6 protein-coding genes and 1 pseudogene are annotated in these 4,388 nt (G+C 67.0%); 2 read left to right on the top strand and 5 right to left on the bottom strand.

Annotated features, from left to right (window positions below; genetic code table 11):
• From F6Q13_RS16780 to F6Q13_RS16770, 3 genes are all read right to left on the bottom strand, one after another.
• Window positions 1-1,168 (bottom strand): hypothetical protein (locus F6Q13_RS16780; RefSeq protein ID WP_293058954.1); only part of this gene is annotated, 1,168 nt, incomplete at its 3' end.
• Entirely contained in the window at window positions 1,165-1,368 is a 204-nt protein-coding gene (locus F6Q13_RS16775) for a hypothetical protein (RefSeq protein WP_293058951.1), read from the bottom strand. The genes F6Q13_RS16780 and F6Q13_RS16775, both read right to left, overlap by 4 nt.
• Window positions 1,361-1,987, bottom strand: coding sequence for an IS607 family transposase (locus F6Q13_RS16770; protein WP_293058948.1), 627 nt, complete (start codon window positions 1,985-1,987; stop codon window positions 1,361-1,363). The genes F6Q13_RS16775 and F6Q13_RS16770 overlap by 8 nt, the downstream gene beginning before the upstream one ends.
• A gap of 69 nt (window positions 1,988-2,056) precedes the next feature.
• On the opposite strand from F6Q13_RS16770, the pseudogene F6Q13_RS16765 reads away from it, so the two are divergent.
• Window positions 2,057-2,608, top strand: a pseudogene (locus F6Q13_RS16765) (family 1 encapsulin nanocompartment shell protein); the annotation flags it as partial.
• 36 nt (window positions 2,609-2,644) lie between these two features.
• Here the strand turns inward: F6Q13_RS16765 and purQ are convergent.
• Together purQ and purS are read right to left on the bottom strand one after the other, a co-directional pair.
• On the bottom strand, window positions 2,645-3,319 hold the full coding sequence (gene purQ, locus F6Q13_RS16760) for a phosphoribosylformylglycinamidine synthase subunit PurQ (RefSeq protein ID WP_293058945.1): 675 nt from the start codon (window positions 3,317-3,319) through the stop codon (window positions 2,645-2,647).
• Window positions 3,316-3,555 (bottom strand): phosphoribosylformylglycinamidine synthase subunit PurS, encoded by a 240-nt coding sequence (purS, locus tag F6Q13_RS16755; RefSeq protein ID WP_293058942.1) that lies wholly within the window; start codon window positions 3,553-3,555, stop codon window positions 3,316-3,318. Before purS ends, purQ begins: the two co-directional genes overlap by 4 nt.
• 108 nt (window positions 3,556-3,663) lie before the next feature.
• Between purS and F6Q13_RS16750 the strand changes: the two genes are divergently transcribed.
• Entirely contained in the window at window positions 3,664-4,302 is a 639-nt protein-coding gene (locus tag F6Q13_RS16750; protein WP_293058939.1) for an MBL fold metallo-hydrolase, read from the top strand.
• The last annotated feature ends 86 nt before the right edge of the window (window positions 4,303-4,388 follow it).

Genomic DNA, 4,388 nt, shown 5'->3' with positions numbered 1-4,388 from the left:
ACCGGCGCCGGCGGCCATGCTTTTCCCGTGTCGTGGAGTCGGTGAAGTCGAGATCTTCGACCGCGATCGCTTTGACCCCGGTGCGCTGCGCCCAGTGCAGCAGCCGGGTGAGCGCGTGACGCAGTTGGGCGTCACGGTGATCGGCGGCGCCGTCGAGTTGGTAGCTGAACGTGCGCGGCGCGCCGATCGGGTTGCCGTGTGGGTCCAGTCGCCACGCGGCGAGGTGATCGGCGTTCATATCCACCCCGATCACCTGCCCGGCGCGTAGCGTGTCGAGCGCAACCGCCGGGATAGATGCGCGTTGCCAGGACGCGTCCACATACCAGCGTCCGGTGCCCGGATTGTGGTGAATGCGGTAGGCGACAGCCTGATGGGCGGCGACCCGGTCGGCCCATTCATCGCCGCGGTGGGCGAAAGTGGCCAAGCCGGTGAGGATGTAGCGCTGGTGGGGGGCGTTGGCGAGATGGGCCAGCGGTGCGGGCAGCCGGATCGACACCTGCCCATCAGGTGGGATGCGGATGGTTTCATTGCCGTGCTTTTTGCCGGCCTCGCCGTCAGCGGACAAAAACCAGCGTGACGCCTCCCACTGCGCGCGCCACTGCGTCTCGGTGATACCGGCATCATCGAGGTGGTGGCGCGTGTGCAGCAACCGTTGTCCGCCGCGCACCACGCTCACCCGCCCGGCCGCGTAGTCGGCCTCAACACGGGCCAGCCGGGCTTGCAGGGTCGCCAGGCGACGAGACTTGACGAACCACTCGTGCGCCGACCGGTAGCCGCCCGGCATCCCGTGCGTGCCCTTGGCGCCGAGCCTTTGGGCCAGCCGGTGTTCGATCATCGCCACCGCATCCCGCAACGACGAAATGTGGGCGAGCTGGCCCCGCCGCGCCAGCGCCCACTGATCATGGGTGGCTTTGGTGATCGCACCCGCCCACCGCGCGGTCGCCGAGGCGGTGATGACGCGTTTGCGGTCCGCCCACGCCCCTTTGTCGTGGGCCAGGCCGTCACGGACCCGCTCGACCCAATCCGCCGCGGCGAGCCGCCCCAGGTGGGCACCCACCACACGCAACACCTGCACATCAGTGTCGGTGAGTCCCGTCAACCGGGTCCGGATGCCCACACCGCTCGCCGGATCGGCCACGAACGGCGCCGCGATCACCCGCAGTTTCATAGGCGGGCCGCCTTCTGGCGGGCGCACTCAGCTGCCAGACACCGGTACTGGTCGGCGATAGCGTTGAGCACCTGTTCACCAATGAGCAGTCGGGCTTCGACGACGCCGACCCGGCCGGCCACGCAGTCCCGCCGCCAGTCGTAGTCGGTCTCGACGTGGCGCAGATAGTTGACCGCCCACCGCTGCGCAGTCTTACTCATGGCCGCCATCATCCACCCGGCCACCGACAACCGCCTGCGGGCCGATATCGCGCTGTGCGCACCCGACCGCTTTGAGCGCACGGTTGCGGGCACTGCGCCGCCCGTCGAGTCGGGCACAGAAACTTGTGAGCACCTCCACCATGTCGCGCACCAGATCATCGGTGACCTCAACGGAATCGAGCACCACCAGCCGGCGGCCATGCGCCGAGAGCGCCGCCTGGACCAGCTCGGTGGTCATCCGCCCCAACCGATCCCGATGCTCGACCACCACCGCGGTCACCTTCGGATCGGCCAGCAGCCGGCGCAGCTTCGCCCGTGACCCGTTCACCCCGGACCCGACCTCGGCCTCCACCCCAACCACCGTCCCGCCCGCCGCCGCGGCCCAACTACTCAGCCGCACGACCTGGCGATCCAAGTCCGGCTTTTGATCATGAGACGACACCCGCGCGTACAACCCGAACCCGCCCGCCGACGCCGATCCTGTGGGCGCATCCGCTGACACCAACACCGTGCACTCATTGACCCGCACCGCCGGCATCGGCAACATCCCCTCCCGAAACCACCGGTACGCCGTTTGCGGATGCACGCCCTGAGCCCGCGCCCACTCCGTCAAATTCACACCACCAGCACACTCACTAGAACGTTCATACGCTCACTATCACTCCGTAATCCGCCAACCGCTCAGAACCCCGGCGACCTTTTGTTTCACATCCGCGCTGAAACCTTGGACGTGTGCTTCGAGTTGGCCACCCGGCTGATGGACGCCCTGGCCGGTGCTGTGACCGTCGTCGACGAGGTGCACGGATTCCAGTTCTTCGACAACCGGGACCTGCTCGGATTCGTCGACGGAACCGAAAATCCGGACGGACCGCTGGCGGCCAGCTCCACGCAGATCGGCGTCAGCCAGGCGCTGTCCGCGCTGCGGCTGGCCGGTGTCGACGGACCGTACTGCGTTGTGCTGTCGGCCGATTTCTACACCAAAGTCAGCGAGACCACCGAACACGGCTACCCGATCCGCGAGCACCTCAACCGGCTCGTCGACGGAGATATCATCTGGGCGCCGGCCATCGACGACGCCATCGTGCTGACCACTCGCGGCGGCGATTTCGACCTACAACTGGGCACCGACGTGTCGATCGGTTACCTCGGCCACGATGCCGAAACCGTGCAGTTGTACCCGCAGGAGACGATGACGTTTTTGTGCCACACCGCCGAGGCGTCAGTCTGCCTGGGCTGCTGAGCCGCAGTCGACGTACTGTCTGGCCGGGCCGGCGGTTCAGGCAGCCAGAACGGAATCCAGCACCGAGCAGAACAGGCCCAGCCCGTCCTCGGACGGCCCGGTCAGCGCTTCAACCGCATGCTCGGGATGCGGCATCAGTCCGACGACGCGACCGTTGGCAGAACTGATTCCGGCGATCTTGCGTAACGAGCCGTTGATGTCGTCGTGATAGCGGAACACCACCCGCCCATCGCCTTCGAGCTCGTCGAGCACCCGCTCGGAGGCCACGTAACGGCCCTCGCCGGACTTCAGCGGCACCAGCAGGTCGGCGCCGGGCTCGAACCTCGACGTCCATCCCGTCGTCACCGACTCGACCCGCAGCCACACATCGCGGCACACGAAATGCAAACCCGCATTGCGGGTGAGCGCACCGGGCAACAGCCCGGCCTCACACAACACCTGAAAGCCGTTGCAAATGCCCAAAACCGGTAGACCGCGGCCGACAGCAGCGATGACTTCACCCATCACCGGCGCGAACCGGGCGATGGCTCCGGCCCGCAGATAGTCTCCGTAGGAGAACCCACCCGGGACCACCACCGCGTCGACACCCTTGAGATCGGCATCGGCGTGCCACAGACCGACCGCCTCGGCGCCGGCCAAGCGCACCGCCCGGGCGGCGTCGACGTCGTCGAGCGTCCCGGGAAAGGTGATGACACCGATCCGGGCCGTCACGAGTTTTCCCGGCTCAGTGTCCAGTCCTCGATCACGGTGTTGGCCAACAGTGACTCGGCAATCTCGGCCAACTCCGCATCCCCGACAGTGTCATCGATCTCCAGCTCGAACCGCTTGCCCTGCCGAACATCTGAGATACCGCTGTGTCCCAGCCGCCCTAACGCACCGAGGATCGCCTGACCCTGCGGGTCGAGAATCTCAGCCTTGGGCATCACGTGCACGACCACCCGGGCCACCGGCGTCTCCTCCTTGCGTCGATCGGCGCCAACTCTACCGGTCCACCGCCGGCCCGCCGCACTGGCATGAACCGGCGCCCGGCATCCGGTGCGGGCACACTGGTGGGCATGGAACTCATCCATTTCGGGCATTCGTGTCTGCTGGCCGACTTCGGCCACACCAAAGTGTTGTTCGACCCGGGCAATTTCTCGCACGGATTCGAGGGAATCACCGGCCTGTCGGCGATAGTGATCACCCATCAACACCCCGACCATGTGGACGGGGCCCGTTTGCCCGGGCTGTGTCAGGGCAATCCGGCCGCCGCGCTGTATGCCGACCCACAAACCGCCGCCCAGCTCGGTGAGCCGTGCCAAGCTGTGCATGTCGGCGACCAGCTCCGGGTCGGGGAGCTGACCATCCGGGCAGTCGGAGGCCGGCATGCGGTCATCCACCCGGAAATCCCAGTTGTCGATAACATCTCGTATCTGGTCGGCGACGGCGACCACCCGGCGCGGCTCATGCATCCAGGAGATGCGCTGTTTGTTCCCGGCGAGCCAGTCGACATCTTGGCCGCCCCGGCAGCGGCACCGTGGATGAAGATTTCCGAGGCGGTAGACTACCTGCGCGCGGTGGCGCCCGCCCGCGCGGTGCCCATCCATCAGGGCATCATCGCGCCGGATGCCCGGGGCATCTACTACGGCCGGCTCAGCGAAATGACCCACACCGACTTCCAGGTGCTGCCCGAAGAGTGTGCGGTCACCTTCTAGCCACCCGGCGACCACCGCCGCAGGAAGCGTGGCTAGGCCCGTTTTCCGCACTGGTCGAGCGTAGGGCCTGATTTGCTGGCGAGCTT

Origin of the sequence: Mycobacterium sp. (assembly GCF_008709575.1) — a bacterium.
GTDB lineage: Bacteria > Actinomycetota > Actinomycetes > Mycobacteriales > Mycobacteriaceae > Mycobacterium.
Note: the sequence above shows the minus strand (reverse complement) of the source record. Positions and strands in the feature narration are given on the sequence as shown.